General features: G+C 45.9%; 13 protein-coding genes and 2 tRNA genes. 13 read left to right on the top strand and 2 right to left on the bottom strand.

The window, feature by feature from the left end; all coding sequences use genetic code 11:
* The first annotated feature begins 77 nt into the window (after positions 1 to 77).
* From ACF3OH_RS13570 to ACF3OH_RS13550, 5 genes are all read left to right on the top strand, one after another.
* Positions 78 to 1,688, top strand: coding sequence for an oligosaccharide flippase family protein (locus ACF3OH_RS13570; RefSeq protein ID WP_392455129.1), 1,611 nt, complete (start codon positions 78 to 80; stop codon positions 1,686 to 1,688).
* Positions 1,689 to 1,695: 7 nt separating this feature from the next.
* Positions 1,696 to 3,156, top strand: a complete 1,461-nt coding sequence (gene mazG / locus ACF3OH_RS13565; RefSeq protein ID WP_392455128.1) for a nucleoside triphosphate pyrophosphohydrolase — start codon at positions 1,696 to 1,698, stop codon at positions 3,154 to 3,156.
* A gap of 1 nt (position 3,157) precedes the next feature.
* Positions 3,158 to 3,448 (top strand): RNA-binding S4 domain-containing protein, encoded by a 291-nt coding sequence (locus ACF3OH_RS13560; RefSeq protein WP_204591045.1) that lies wholly within the window; start codon positions 3,158 to 3,160, stop codon positions 3,446 to 3,448.
* Between the two features lie 421 nt (positions 3,449 to 3,869).
* On the top strand, positions 3,870 to 4,280 hold the full coding sequence (locus tag ACF3OH_RS13555) for a septum formation initiator family protein (RefSeq protein WP_392455126.1): 411 nt from the start codon (positions 3,870 to 3,872) through the stop codon (positions 4,278 to 4,280).
* A gap of 97 nt (positions 4,281 to 4,377) precedes the next feature.
* A complete protein-coding gene (locus tag ACF3OH_RS13550; protein ID WP_204591041.1) occupies positions 4,378 to 4,815 on the top strand; it encodes a S1 domain-containing RNA-binding protein in 438 nt (145 codons plus the stop codon).
* 492 nt (positions 4,816 to 5,307) lie between these two features.
* Here the strand turns inward: ACF3OH_RS13550 and ACF3OH_RS13545 are convergent.
* Positions 5,308 to 5,379 (bottom strand) — tRNA-Glu (locus tag ACF3OH_RS13545).
* Positions 5,380 to 5,389: 10 nt separating this feature from the next.
* Positions 5,390 to 5,466: transfer RNA gene (locus tag ACF3OH_RS13540), tRNA-Met, on the bottom strand.
* A 170-nt stretch (positions 5,467 to 5,636) separates the two neighbouring features.
* On the opposite strand from ACF3OH_RS13540, the gene ACF3OH_RS13535 reads away from it, so the two are divergent.
* The 8 genes from ACF3OH_RS13535 (at position 5,637) to cysK (ending at position 13,752) form a co-directional block, all read left to right on the top strand.
* Positions 5,637 to 6,029, top strand: a complete 393-nt coding sequence (locus ACF3OH_RS13535) for a hypothetical protein (RefSeq protein ID WP_392455124.1) — start codon at positions 5,637 to 5,639, stop codon at positions 6,027 to 6,029.
* 19 nt (positions 6,030 to 6,048) lie between these two features.
* Positions 6,049 to 7,407, top strand: coding sequence for a tRNA lysidine(34) synthetase TilS (gene tilS / locus ACF3OH_RS13530; RefSeq protein ID WP_204591037.1), 1,359 nt, complete (start codon positions 6,049 to 6,051; stop codon positions 7,405 to 7,407).
* The gene (hpt, locus tag ACF3OH_RS13525) at positions 7,401 to 7,943 is read left to right on the top strand and encodes a hypoxanthine phosphoribosyltransferase (protein WP_204591035.1); all 543 of its coding nucleotides are present in this window, start codon (positions 7,401 to 7,403) and stop codon (positions 7,941 to 7,943) included. Before tilS ends, hpt begins: the two co-directional genes overlap by 7 nt.
* 177 nt (positions 7,944 to 8,120) lie before the next feature.
* Positions 8,121 to 10,097, top strand: coding sequence for an ATP-dependent zinc metalloprotease FtsH (ftsH, locus tag ACF3OH_RS13520; RefSeq protein WP_392455121.1), 1,977 nt, complete (start codon positions 8,121 to 8,123; stop codon positions 10,095 to 10,097).
* Positions 10,098 to 10,184: 87 nt separating this feature from the next.
* Complete coding sequence (locus tag ACF3OH_RS13515) at positions 10,185 to 10,970, top strand: type III pantothenate kinase (protein WP_204591031.1); 786 nt, start codon at positions 10,185 to 10,187, stop codon at positions 10,968 to 10,970.
* Positions 10,963 to 11,850: an Hsp33 family molecular chaperone HslO gene (gene hslO / locus ACF3OH_RS13510; protein WP_392455118.1), complete on the top strand. Its 888-nt coding sequence runs from the start codon at positions 10,963 to 10,965 to the stop codon at positions 11,848 to 11,850. The genes ACF3OH_RS13515 and hslO overlap by 8 nt, the downstream gene beginning before the upstream one ends.
* On the top strand, positions 11,828 to 12,754 hold the full coding sequence (locus ACF3OH_RS13505) for a peptidyl-prolyl cis-trans isomerase (protein WP_392455116.1): 927 nt from the start codon (positions 11,828 to 11,830) through the stop codon (positions 12,752 to 12,754). Before hslO ends, ACF3OH_RS13505 begins: the two co-directional genes overlap by 23 nt.
* 71 nt (positions 12,755 to 12,825) lie before the next feature.
* Positions 12,826 to 13,752 carry a cysteine synthase A gene (gene cysK / locus ACF3OH_RS13500; protein WP_204591025.1) on the top strand — a complete coding sequence of 309 codons (927 nt, stop codon included), beginning with the start codon at positions 12,826 to 12,828 and terminating at the stop codon, positions 13,750 to 13,752.
* The last annotated feature ends 89 nt before the right edge of the window (positions 13,753 to 13,841 follow it).

Genomic DNA, 13,841 nt, shown 5'->3' with positions numbered 1-13,841 from the left:
GATCCTGAGACCGTGCCTCTTGAGGTGCGGTTTTTTGGTATACTACGGAAAGAGAAACGAAGTAAGCAGGTGTACCTATGTCAACACAGTGGAAAATGTCCAGTTATATGAAAGGTGCAGCCATGCTCACCATTTCTGCGCTAATCATCAAAATTCTGAGCGCTCTTTACCGTGTCCCGTTCCAAAACATGGTCGGGGACGAAGGCTTTTACATCTATCAACAAATCTATCCGTTCATCGGTATGATTACGACCTGGACGTCTGTCGGGTTTGCTGTCGCGCTTGCCAAACTGATGTCTGATCAGATGGCAAAAGGTGACATGGAAGCCGTTCAAAAAATTAAACAAGTTGGCTTTACATATATCAGCATCCTCTCCATCCTGTTTTTCATCGCCTTTTTACTTGGAGCGGACGCACTTGCTGAGGCGATGGGAGATGCCAAACTTGCACCTCTTCTACAGATTGGTGCAGTCGTCCTGTTGGCAATGCCGTTTTTAGCCGTTCTGAAAAGTATTTACCAAACAACGGAACGACTCACGCCACTCGCTTTTGCCCAAGTGATTGAGCAAGCTGTCCGAGTGGGCTTCATTCTCGTCGGCGCCTATCTCGTGTTAAACTGGACCAATGATTTTTATGCAACAGGAGCCGTCGCTCTTTTAGGAGCAAGTATAGGAGAAGCAGCGGGCATCCTTCTTCTTGGCTGGTGGCTGACGAAAAAAGACCGTGCCATCCTCCGGAAGACGAGCTCATCCTTGTCCACTAAAACGATTTTACGAGACCTCACATGGATCAGTGTCAGCGCAAGTATTAGTAGCCTGTTCTTCCTGATGATGCAACTCGTCGATTCCATGACGGTCGTCAATGGTCTGACAGCGGCGGGAGTGGACTTGCAGCAAGCCAAAGAAACAAAAGGAATCTATGACCGTGTCCAACCGCTCATTCAAATGGGAATTGTTGTGACAACGTCACTTGCCTTCGCTTTGGTTCCGCTCATTGCAAGTCGCTCAAAACAACAAGATGGACGAGGCGCGATGCCATTCATTCAATTGTCGTATCGCGTCGCACTTGTCTTTGGGAGTGCAGCAGCTGCAGGATTGATTGCCACGATGCCTTATGTGAACGAAACGTTATTCCAGACACGCGACTTATCTGTCGTGCTTATGGTTGGAAGTGGCCAAGTCCTCTGGTTATCGTTGATTCTTCTATTTATGGCTATCCTGCAAGGCGTGGGCCGGATTTGGCGTCCGACACTTTGGCTTGTGATTGGCCTGATTGTGAAAGCAATTAGCAATGTCTGGCTGATTGACAGTTATGGAATTCTCGGAGCAGCAATCGCAGGAAACTTAGCGATGGTTGTAGCGCTTGCGGGAATTGTTTACGAAGTAAAGCGTCAGTGGAAGGAGCGACTTGCCGGGGCGGCTTTCTATGTAGGACTTGCACTTGCAGTAGGTGCAATGAGTGTAAGTGTGGTCAGCATCGAAGTAGTGCTCGACGCCTTTCTCTTAGATTTTTTATCAAGTCGCCTACAGTCTCTCATGATTACAGCGTTTAGCGTTCCAGTTGGAGTAGTCATGTTTTTGATATTGATCATGAAGCGCCAACTGTTGCGACCGAAAGAATGGTACCTCCTTCCGTTTGGGAAGCGCTTAGCAGGCGTTCAACTGCTTCTGAACCGAAAGAAAGGATGACACATATATGCCGGCACTTACAGTAATTGGACTAGGAGCAGCGGAACTCGATCAGCTGCCGTTAGGTCTTTATAAATTTATAAAACAAGCAAAATCTTTCTATATTCGTACGGAAGATCACCCGGTCGTGCAAGAGCTTGTGGAAGAAGGAATCACATTCACAAGTTTTGATGCGGTCTATGAAAAGCACGAAGACTTTTCAGCAGTCTACCGTGAAATCGCGGACACCTTGATTGCACTCGCTGCTAAAGAAGATGTGATTTACGCGGTACCTGGCCATCCACTCGTTGCGGAACAGACCGTCCAGCACTTGATTGAAGCAGAACGCGAAGGGAAAGTGTCTCTTCAAATTAAAGGCGGACAAAGCTTCCTCGACCCTTTGTTTACTGCAGTACGTGTCGATCCGATTGAAGGCTTTCAGCTACTGGATGGGACCGCAATGCGACGCGACGACATTCAGATGAATCAACATTTGTTCATCGGCCAAGTGTATGATGCGTTTAGTGCGTCTGAAGTGAAACTGACCCTGATGGAAAAGTATCCAGACGATTTCCCAGTCACAATCGTGACGGCAGCGGGTTCTTCTAAGGAAGTTATTCGTACTGTGCCCTTATTTGAACTTGACCGAGGAATGGAACTATCGAATTTGACGACGGTTTACGTACCGCCTGCGAACGAGCGTGAACAGCGCTACAAAGAGTGGCAGACCTTCCGCGAAATCGTAGCCATCCTGCGCAGTCCAGAAGGGTGTCCATGGGACCGCGAACAAACGCATGAGTCATTAAAGCGCTACTCTATTGAAGAAGTCTATGAATTGATCCAAGCCATCAATGAGCAAGACGACGAAGCGATTGTCGAAGAACTTGGCGATGTGTTGTTGCAGGTATTCTTGCACGCACAGATTGGAGAAGACGAGGGATACTTCAGCATGGAAGATATCCTTCAATCGATTTCTGAGAAGATGGTGCGTCGTCACCCGCATGTCTTTGGAGAAGTGACAGTGAACTCTTCTGGGGAGGTCCTCTCGAACTGGCAAGCCATTAAGGAAACGGAAAAGCCAAAGGTCGAGCATCTGTTACAAGGGCAGCGCCGCGAAGAATCGTCACTACTGACATCGTTCAATTTCCAAAAGAAAGCGGCGACGGTTGGGTTTGATTGGCCAGATGTAGCAGGAGCTTGGAGCAAGTTTGACGAAGAGTTACAAGAGTGGAAGCATGCGATTGAACATGGGACGCTAGAGCAACAAGTCGATGAACTAGGAGACGTATTGTTTACACTTGTGAACCTATCACGTTTCTTGAAACTTTCACCAGAGCTTGCGATGCAGCAAGCGAACCAAAAATTTGAGCGACGCTTCCGCTTTGTCGAAACTTCTGTCCGTGAAGGACGTGGGGACTTTGGCGACTACACGCTCGATGAACTAGAAGAGTTCTGGCAACAAGCGAAGCACGAAGAAAGAAGGGGTTAATATGCGTTTAGATAAATACTTGAAAGTGTCACGTCTGATCAAACGACGTACACTCGCAAAAGAAGTAGCCGTCCAAGGACGGATTGAAATCAACGGCAAGACAGCGAAAGCAAGCAGTGAAGTGAAAGCAGGAGACGAACTACGCATTCGTTTTGGACAAAAGATTGTCACAGCACGCGTCGAGAGTATTCGTGAAAATGCGAAGAAAGAAGAAGCAGCGATGATGTTCACGATTTTAAACGAAGAGCGTTTAGCGAAAGTAGAACCAGAATTTATCGATGATGCGGAGTAGCCTAAGGGCATACTCCGTTTTTCTTTGTCATACAGTGAAGGGAATGAAAGGAGAGACGACTTGACCTATACCCAAAAAACACCTTTATCTTCCCTCACTAGCCATCTCCCTCCGCAACCGAAAACGCATGGATGTCACAGCCGTCAAAGCAATGGAGCGCTGCGCTTTATCATCAGGTTCTCAAAGATCCCCTACGTCTCATCGGAAGGGGGATGGACCTGGTATTCATGAGACCACTTTGGAAGTTTCTTCACCTTCTTGTGACCATAGTGCGCTTACTCGTAAGAATTCTTGTCAAATTCGTGGCAATTCTCTACCGATTGACCTATAGAGGAAGCGGAAAAATATTTCCAACTACACTACAAAGAAACCTGAAAGTTCGGTATACTATAGGCAAACCACGTAGGAGGGGGGAAGCCTGATGAATCAAAATGATCGGACCAATCAATTAGAACAACAAATTTCATCGATCAATTCCGAATACGTGCGCTCCGTGGAAAAGAAAAAGAAACGTCAGCAAGCGCAACGCGTGCGCCTCTATCGTCGTCTATCGGTTTTTGGATTACTCGCGATTGCGGTCCTCGGCTTTCTTGTTCACTCCCTTGTCTCTAGCCAGCAGACCTTAGCGAATAAAAAAGCTACACATGTCGAGGTAGAGCAAGTGTTAACGGAGACTCTTGATCACAAAGAGTCATTAGAACTTGAAATTGCGAAATTAAATGACGATGAATATATCGGTAAACTTTTGCGGAAAGATTATTTCCTATCTGAAGAAAATGAACTGATTTTCACTCTTCCAAAAGATAAGGAAGAAGATAAATCGGGCGAGTAAAAGAGTGCCATGATTGACACTCTTTTTTTGTTGGTTATAATTAAGATAGCGTGGCGTAGTACGTCACAGTGTATTTTTAAGGAGGAGCATTTTTTTTATGTCAATTGAAGTAGGCAGCAAGGTAGAAGGTAAAGTAACAGGGATCACAAACTTCGGCGCATTCGTAGAACTGCCAGGTGGGAAAACAGGTCTGGTTCACATCAGTGAAGTTGCGGATAATTATGTCAAAGATATCAACGATCACTTAAAGGTTGGCGATATGGTCGAAGTGAAGGTGATGAATGTTGAAGCGGACGGGAAGATTGGATTGTCAATCCGTAAAGCGAAACCGCAAGCTGAACGACCTGAGCGTCCTGAGCGACCACAACGTCCACGTAACAACAATTTCCGATCAAATGATCGTGATCGTCCACAACCAAAAGAGAACTTTGAATCAAAAATGTCACGTTTCTTAAAAGACAGCGAAGAGCGTCTTTCTACACTTAAACGTGCAACTGAATCTAAACGTGGTGGCCGTGGCGCAAAACGAGGCTAATCCTATTGTCTGACTACGCGTAAAAAAGTGTTCATAACATAGAGTGTGTCAAACCGTCCCTTCAATTGAAGGGGCGGTTTTTTGTATGGGGAAGGTCTTACTAGTAAGATCTTAAGAAATGAAGGGTTTGGCCTGCGAATTAGTTTCCATAATATGAGCAATGTCGGAATGGGGACCGCTAATGTAAGAATGGAGCGAGTTAATGTCCTAATAGAAGCCACTAACGTCACAATTAGCCGGATGAATGTACTAATCAATCTGCTAACGTACTAAAGTCAGTGGCGTTCTCCACATCTAAAAGAAACGAGTTTCGACTCTAAATGGAATCGAGTTGCGCCTCCTAGAAATCCCGCAAAAAGCCATCGCAGCCCATGAAGCAAAAAGCGCTTCACGGTCCACGCTGTCATTTCGCACAATTTCTGAACAGTCGGCTCCACATCTAAAACTAAAAAAACACCAGCCCGCATATCTTATGCGAACCAGTGCTTGTTATGACCCCTACGGGATTCGAACCCGTGTTACCGCCGTGAAAGGGCGGTGTCTTAACCGCTTGACCAAGGGGCCGAAATAAAAATGGTGGCGGCCGAGGGGATCGAACCCCCGACCTCACGGGTATGAACCGTACGCTCTAGCCAGCTGAGCTAGGCCGCCTTGTTTTTTTCGGACAATTAGTATCATACAAGCGTAGCGAAAAGAAGTCAATACAGTTTTGAAAAAAAGAATGAAAAACGTCGAATTCTTTTTTTCTTTCCCCGCACAGCATGACAGATTTTTTCCGTCTAACGCCGTATGCTTTTGTATAACAGAAAGGGGAAATTGTTATGCGTTTACTTTCAGTACCACAACCATTCCATCGATTGGCGTCTTGGAAGGGGCATCTTGTCCAAAAAGAAAAGTGGGTGGTGACAGCATTTTTTTATGGTTATCATTCTTCTGCACTCGTCGAACAAAGTATGGAGTTGAAACACGGCGACCAAATATGGATGATTTCTGATGGAGTGTTCCAAGAAACGATTGAACTTGATGTGCAGGAACAACACTATATGGCGTGGTGGACAGAAGAGTCTCCGACCGCTGCTGAATTTATGGAATGGAAAACGCGATTTTTTGGAACGGCGACGGATGATCAAACCGTCATCTGTCTGCATGTCTCGAAGCGTTTGCCAAGTGGGTCTCTTTTTACTCCCCGCCAAGTGACCCGCGTGGTAAACTGAACAAAAAGGAGGCGTGACAATGGAGCAAGAGGTACTGACTTACATGACCGAACATCACATGATGTACCAAGGGAAGCGAATCCTTCTGGCCTGTTCAGGGGGGGCTGACTCTGTTGCGCTTGTCCGCTTTTTTCATCACTATGCGCAGCAAAACAATTGGATGCTCGGTATCGTGCATGCAGACCACGGATTACGAGGAGACGCATCAACTCAAGACCGAGTATTTGTGGAAGCTCTTGCTGAACAACTCGACATTCCTGTTTATAGTAAAGAGCTAGCTGTGAAAGACAAGCTTCAAAATGGTGGGAATACACAGCAGGTATGCCGCGAAGAGCGGTATGCCTATTTTGCATTTATCCTAACAACATACGGTTACGACGTGTTGGCACAAGGGCATCACGGGGATGACCAAATTGAGACCGTATTGATGGAGCTAGTCCAAGGCCAAGGGATGCGGGGAATACCGGAACAGCGGGAATTCGCTGGGAAACCTTTAATCCGCCCCTTGCTCAGTGTGAACCGCACAACAATCGAACGCTACTTACATACCCTTCATCAACCGTATAGAGAAGATGCAAGTAATGAATCTACTACGTATATGCGAAATCGCTTCCGGCAACGGGTCCTGCCATCTTTATACGAAGAAAATCGCACACTTGATCAACAGGTGCGGCGGTTAGTCGAAGAACGCAAGCAAGATGAAGACATTCTCCAAACACTGGCACGAACAAAATTTGACGAGCTCGTGACATTTCAAGAAGGTTCTCTAACCCTTGATACGACTGAATTTTGCGAAATGGCGATTGCTTTACAACGTCGGTTCATTCTTTTAGTATGGAAGTACTTGCAACCGCATGCCTCTGCCCTATCCGCTTCAACTGTCGCTTCCATCATTCAAGTGACAGAACGGCGAGAGGGTACGCAATCGGTCTCTCTTCCAAATGGCTACGTGTGGACACGTGCTTATACAACGGTGACGGTGGCGAAGGGAGATCAAAAACCTATCCCACTTTCCGGTGCGCTGCCAGTTGATGAATGGGTTTCAATTGGTCAAGACATGCAGCTCCTCATCACGCAAAGTGACAAAATGTATGAAGGAGAACGGTGGTATGCAGTACTCGAAAACGAGGATTTCCCGCTTCATATTCGCACGAGACGAATGGGTGATGTACTCGATCTAGGAACCCATCACAAGAAGGTATCACGACTTTTCATCGATTCAAAAATCCCGCGTGAAAAACGTGAGGGCTGGCCCCTGCTTGTCACACAAAAGAATGGTATACTAGGACTAATCGGCCTACGCCATAGCAGCCGGCTGACAAAAACGAAAAAAACCCCTTGGGTGATATGGATAAAACAGGAGGATTCCACATGTTAGAAAAGGATATTCAAGAAATTTTATTAACGGACGAGCAAATTCAGGAGAAGGCAAAAGAACTTGGTGCAGTTCTCTCACAAGAGTACGCAGAAAAGTTCCCACTTGCGATCGGTATTCTGAAAGGAGCTATGCCGTTCATGTCTGATTTAATGAAACATGTGGACGCATACGTTGAAATGGACTACATGGACGTTTCTAGTTACGGAAACGCAACTGTATCTTCTGGTGAAGTAAAAATCGTGAAAGATTTGAACACAAGTGTGGAAGGTCGCGACATCATCATCGTAGAAGACATCATTGATAGCGGAAAGACACTTAGCTACTTAATCGACCTCTTCAAATACCGCAAAGCAAAATCCATCAAAATTGTGACACTTCTCGATAAACCATCAGGCCGTAAAGTGGATCTAGAAGCAGACTATGTAGGCTTTATCGTTCCGGATGCTTTCGTGGTCGGCTATGGTCTTGACTATGCAGAACGCTACCGCAATCTGCCATACGTAGGTGTATTGAAAAAAGAAGTTTACTCGTTTTAAGTTGAACATCTTGGAATAAAGGCATTTCATTGTACGTGCTAATTTTCCTATGATAAGATATTCTATAGTTTTTTGAACGACAAGAAAGTGGAAAAACTTTCTTTCATCACCTAAAAACACCTCATCTCGACCGTTTTGAGATGTGATTTTTTGACTAAGTCCGTGAGGAGGCTAGGAATGAATCGAGCACTGCGCTACGCGATATTATATTTATTGATCTTTTTTGTGATCGTTGGGATATTTGCTACGTTTAATCAAAGCGGAGCGCCAACAGAAGATCTGACAACAGATCAGTTTATTACGGCCATGGAAAATGGTGAAATTGAAACGTTTACATTACAACCTATGAACAACGTGTATGTAATCACAGGTGAAAAAGTCGGTGCAAAAGAAGGCGAGACTTTTAATGCCCGCATTCCATACAACGGTCAGTTCTCAGAGCAAGACATCTATGAGATTGCTGATGCGAATGGAACAGAATGGAATACTGAAGAAGCTCCACAAACAAGTGGATGGGTACAGTTCTTAACGGGACTTCTACCATTCCTAATCATCATCATCTTGTTCTTCTTCCTATTAAGCCAATCACAAGGTGGCGGAAACCGTGTGATGAACTTCGGGAAGAGCAAAGCGAAATTGTACGATGATAAGAAAAAAGCAAAATTCGAAGACGTTGCAGGTGCTGACGAAGAAAAGGCGGAACTTGTAGAGGTCGTTGACTTCTTAAAAGATCCAAGTAAATTCGCAGAACTTGGTGCACGTATTCCAAAAGGGATCTTACTAGTTGGTCCTCCAGGAACAGGGAAAACGTTACTTGCTCGTGCTGTAGCCGGGGAAGCTGGCGTACCATTCTTCTCGATTTCCGGTTCGGATTTCGTTGAGATGTTCGTAGGGGTCGGGGCATCCCGCGTACGTGATTTATTCGAAAACGCGAAGAAAAACGCACCGTGTATCATCTTTATTGATGAGATTGATGCAGTAGGTCGTCAACGTGGCGCCGGCTTAGGTGGCGGTCACGATGAGCGTGAACAAACATTGAACCAATTATTAGTTGAGATGGATGGTTTCGGGGCGAACGAAGGAATTATCATCGTTGCCGCAACGAACCGCCCAGATATTCTTGACCCAGCTCTTCTTCGTCCTGGACGTTTTGACCGTCAAATTACGGTTGGTCGCCCGGATGTAAAAGGTCGTGCAGCGGTACTTAAAGTACATGCGCGTAACAAACCTTTAGCAGAAGGCGTAGATTTAAAAGCAATCGCACAGCGTACACCAGGCTTCTCGGGTGCAGACCTTGAGAACTTGTTAAATGAAGCAGCACTAGTTGCAGCACGCCGTAACAAACGTAAGATTGATATGCATGACATTGATGAAGCAACAGACCGTGTTATCGCAGGTCCTGCGAAATCAACAAAAGTTATCTCTGAAAAAGAGCGCAAAATCGTGGCATTCCACGAAGCTGGTCACGTAGTTATCGGCTTATCGCTTGATAACGCAGAGACAGTGCATAAAGTGACGATTGTCCCTCGTGGACAAGCCGGCGGATACGCAGTAATGCTTCCGAAAGAAGATCGTTACTTCATGACAAAACCTGAACTTCTTGATAAAGTTTCCGGACTTCTTGGCGGTCGTGTAGCAGAGGACATCGTGTTTGGCGAAGTCTCGACAGGTGCACATAATGACTTCCAACGTGTGACGGGCATTGTCCGCAGCATGGTTACAGAATACGGAATGAGTGACAAGCTTGGACCGATGCAATTCGGTCAATCGCAAGGAGGCAACGTCTTCTTAGGACGTGACTTCAATTCGGAGCAAAACTACTCCGATGCGATTGCCTATGAAATCGACCAAGAGATGCAGCGTATGATCAAAGAGCAATATGCGCGCACAAAAGAAATTCTAACGGAAAAACGTGATCTTCTAAACTTGATTGCTGAAACATTGCTTGAAGTGGAAACACTAGATGCAGGGCAAATCATTCACTTGAAAGAGCACGGCACACTTCCTGAACGTAAGTTTGAAGAGCCAGCAGTTGAAGAAGAAACGACAGATGCAACAGGTGCACCGTCTGATCCGACGACGGGTGACTTACCATCTGAAACATCTTCTCAAGATGCAGGTCCTGACAATCCAATTCAAGAAGACCGTAAATAATAGAAAGCGTAAGTGCCGCTCTGGTGCTTACGCTTTTCTTTCTCTTAATTGGCTGTGGTATGATTCAAGGTGAAATGAGGGACATGTATGATACTCGTAATGGATATCGGAAATACTAACATTGTGCTAGGCGTCTATCATAACGACCAGTTGCAACACCACTGGCGAATGGAGACGGATCGCATGAAAACGGAAGATGAATATGCGATGCAGGTGAAGGCCTTGTTTCAACACGTAGGTCTTGCATTCGAAGATATCGATGGCATCATCTTATCGTCTGTCGTACCGCCGATCATGTTTTCGCTAGAAGCCATGTGCACCAAATACTTTAAACAAAAACCTCTTGTTGTAGGACCGGGTGTCAAGACGGGCCTCAACATCAAATATGAAAACCCTCGAGAAGTGGGTGCAGACCGCATTGTCAACGCAGTGGCTGGCATACACTATTACGGAGCACCCCTCATCATCGTAGATTTTGGTACGGCAACGACCTATTGCTATATCAATGAACGCGGAGATTACATGGGTGGTGCAATTGCACCGGGCATCGGGATTTCGACAGAAGCGTTGTTCTCACGTGCGAGTAAATTACCGCGGATTGAGTTGACGACGCCTGGTCATATCGTTGGCAAAAATACGGTTTCTGCGATGCAGGCAGGAATCGTCTACGGCTATGTTGGCCAAGTCGAGGGAATCGTCAACCGCATGAAGCAAGCGGGTACGAAAAACGCAAAAGTCATTGCAACGGGTGGTTTAGCGCCGCTGATTGCTGCAGAAACTAAAGTCATTGACCAGATAGACCCCTTTTTAACTTTAAAAGGCTTGTATTTACTTTATAAACGAAATGAGAAAGTAGGAATAAACAATGAGTGATTATTTAGTACGCGCTTTAGCGTTTGATGGACAAGTACGTGCATTTGCAGCACGGACAACAGACATGGTAGGAGAAGCGCAACGTCGCCATGACACATGGCCGATTCCTTCAGCGGCACTTGGTCGTTCGATGACAGCCGCTGTTATGATGGGTGCGATGTTAAAAGGAGACGACAAATTGACGGTCAAAGTGGAAGGCAATGGCCCCGCAGGACCGATCATTATTGATGCCAATGCGCACGGAGAAGCACGTGGATACATTACCAATCCACATGTGCATTTTGATTTAAACGAGCAGGGCAAGCTTGATGTGCGTCGCGTAGTTGGGACAGAAGGTGCGCTAACAGTTGTAAAAGACCTTGGCATGCGTGACTTCTTTAGTGGCCAGGTGCCTATCGTATCGGGGGAGATCGCAGAAGACTTCACGTATTACTACGCAACGTCTGAGCAAGTGCCATCTTCTGTAGGGCTCGGTGTTCTTGTAAACCCAGACAACTCAATCCTTGCAGCAGGTGGATTCATCATCCAATTAATGCCTGGCACAGAAGATGAGACGATTACAGAAATTGAAAACCACTTGGTGCGTATGGAGCCTGTTTCTAAGCTGATTGAACGTGGTTTGACTCCAGAAGAACTGTTACAAGAAATTTTAGGAGAAGACAATGTCACGATTTTGAATAGCCAACCAGTATCCTTTAGCTGTAACTGTTCGAAAGACCGCTTTGGTGCAGCGATTATTTCTCTCGGACCAGACGAAATTCGTGCTATGATTGAAGAAGATGGCGGTGCTGAAGCGCAATGTCATTTCTGTATGGAACAGTATCACTATAACGTAGATGAACTGGAGACAATGATTGATGAGGCAAAACGTCCAAACTGAACCACGTAAATCAAAACGATTAAAAACAAAACCAGCCCTTCTTGTCATGGGAATCCTACTACTTGGAAACTTACTGTGGTTTATTGCTTGGCTGATTCCAAACGATACCGGCAACACGGAAACTGTTGCAGAAGTAGAAGGAGAAGCGATTCGCCATGAGGAATGGGTGGCTGAGATGGAATCGCGAGTCGGTCGTGAGTCATTAGAAGCCTTGGTGAATGAAAAAGTAATGGAAGCGGCAGCGGAGAAACATGCGATTGAGGTCACGGATGAAGAAATTGAGCTTGAGCTCGCTCTTTACCGCAGCGCAACAGAAGCTACAGACCAAACCTTTTTAGGGTTGAATGAAGAGCAGATGACCAAGAAAATTCGTGCACGGATCATCTTGGAAAAAGTGCTTGCAAAAGATGTCGTAGTGGAAGACTCGGCACTTGAGGCCTATTATGAGCAAAATAAGACACTATATGAAATACCAACTTCCTATGATGTCAAAGCCATCTTTGTACCTTCACAAGAAGAGGGTGACTCTGTTCGACAAGAACTTGAAAATGGATCGTCTTTTGAAGGGTTGGCACGTGAGCGCTCGACAGATGCAAGCACAGCGTCTCTTGGTGGCTCCCTTGGCTTTATCAGTGCGAATACAACAGCGCTCGACCCAAATCTCGTACGTGCAGCGGGAGAACTTGAGCCGATGGAACTGAGTCAACCCCTGCCACTTACGGATGGAAGCTTTGCAATTGTTCAGGTGCAGAGTGTATCTCCTGGCAACAGTTTTACATTTGAACAAGTAAAAAATCATATTCAACGAGAGCTGGCGCTTGAACAACTTCCACAATCCGTGACACCACGTGCTTTTTGGGAAGAATTTGAGGCAAGCTGGGTATATGATGGTAATAGGAATTAGTTGACAGACAATTTAGAGTATTGGTAAGCTAAATAAAACCTATCAAAAAACTAGGAATTAGGAGTGAGCGTATGGCGAGAACAGCACAATCCATTACAGAACTAGTAGGGCATACCCCTATTGTGAAATTGAATCGTGTCACAAATGAAAATGATGCAGAAGTCTACGTGAAATTGGAGTATTTTAATCCAGGGAGCAGTGTCAAAGATCGTATTGCCCTTGCAATGATCGAAGCTGCCGAAAAATCAGGCGACTTACAACCAGGTGCTACGCTCGTGGAACCTACAAGTGGAAACACAGGGATCGGACTTGCGATGGTAGCTGCTGCAAAAGGCTACAATTCTGTACTTGTCATGCCAGATACAATGAGTATGGAACGTCGCAACCTGTTGCGTGCGTATGGTGCTGAACTTGTGTTGACACCAGGCGCTGATGGGATGAAAGGGGCTATTGCGAAAGCAGAAGAACTAGCCGCTACAGAAGGCTACTTTATGCCGCAGCAGTTCAATAATGAAGCAAACCCTGAAGTGCACCGCTTAACAACAGGCCCTGAAATCGTTAAAGCCTTCGATACACTCGATGGTTTTGTTGCAGGGATTGGTACTGGTGGAACAATCACAGGAGCGGGTGGCGTCTTAAAAGAGAGCTTCCCGGGCATTCACATCGCCGCTGTCGAGCCAAAGGATTCCCCGGTCTTATCGGGTGGATCACCAGGTCCTCATAAAATCCAAGGAATTGGTGCAGGTTTTGTTCCAAACGTATTGGATACTGAGATTTATGACAGTGTCATCCAAGTATCGAATGAAGATGCCTATGCGACAGCGCGTGAAGTTGCAAAAGCGGAAGGGATTCTTGGTGGAGTTTCATCCGGTGCGGCTGTCTATGCGGCACTTGAACTTGCCAAGAAACTTGGAAAAGGCAAGAAGGTCCTTGCCATCATTCCATCAAACGGAGAGCGCTATTTGAGCACACCTCTTTACAACTTCGAAAACAATTAATTCTCTAGTTACTAGACCGTCCGAAGGGGCGGTCTTTTTTCTTTTCTAACGTCTCAAATACAGGTACACTTAAAGCACATTCTGGTGAA

Origin of the sequence: Chryseomicrobium aureum (assembly GCF_043182735.1) — a bacterium.
Classification (GTDB): Bacteria; Bacillota; Bacilli; order Bacillales_A; family Planococcaceae; genus Chryseomicrobium; species Chryseomicrobium aureum.
The sequence above is the reverse complement of the archived record's forward strand: the minus strand, read 5'-3'. Positions and strand labels throughout refer to the sequence as shown.